This window comes from Pseudomonas sp. 2822-17 (assembly GCF_002742485.1).
Lineage (GTDB): Bacteria > Pseudomonadota > Gammaproteobacteria > Pseudomonadales > Pseudomonadaceae > Aquipseudomonas > Aquipseudomonas cyclaminis.
On sequence record NZ_LJRZ01000267.1, the window covers coordinates 1 to 230 of the forward strand.

Sequence of the window (230 nt, forward strand, 5' to 3'; positions counted from 1 at the left end):
TTTCCTTCCTTTGTCGATGTACGAACCTCCGCCAAACCTTCTTGAACAATAACTTTGAGAGTTGGGTAGATTTGTCCGTAACTAATTTTCCAGAAATGATATAGACTTTGGTCTATGAGTTGTTTGATAGCATAACCAGATTTACATTCAGTCGTTAGAATCCCTAAAATGGCATAAGTAGTGTCGTTGCATTTTTTCATATCATTATCACCTATCTAAAAGATATATAT

General features: G+C 34.3%; 1 protein-coding gene. It reads right to left on the reverse strand.

The genetic code is table 11. The features are described 5' to 3' along the window. Positions 1-200 (reverse strand): PadR family transcriptional regulator (locus AOA60_RS03755; RefSeq protein WP_143522374.1); only part of this gene is annotated, 200 nt, incomplete at its 3' end. Positions 201-230 lie beyond the last annotated feature (30 nt).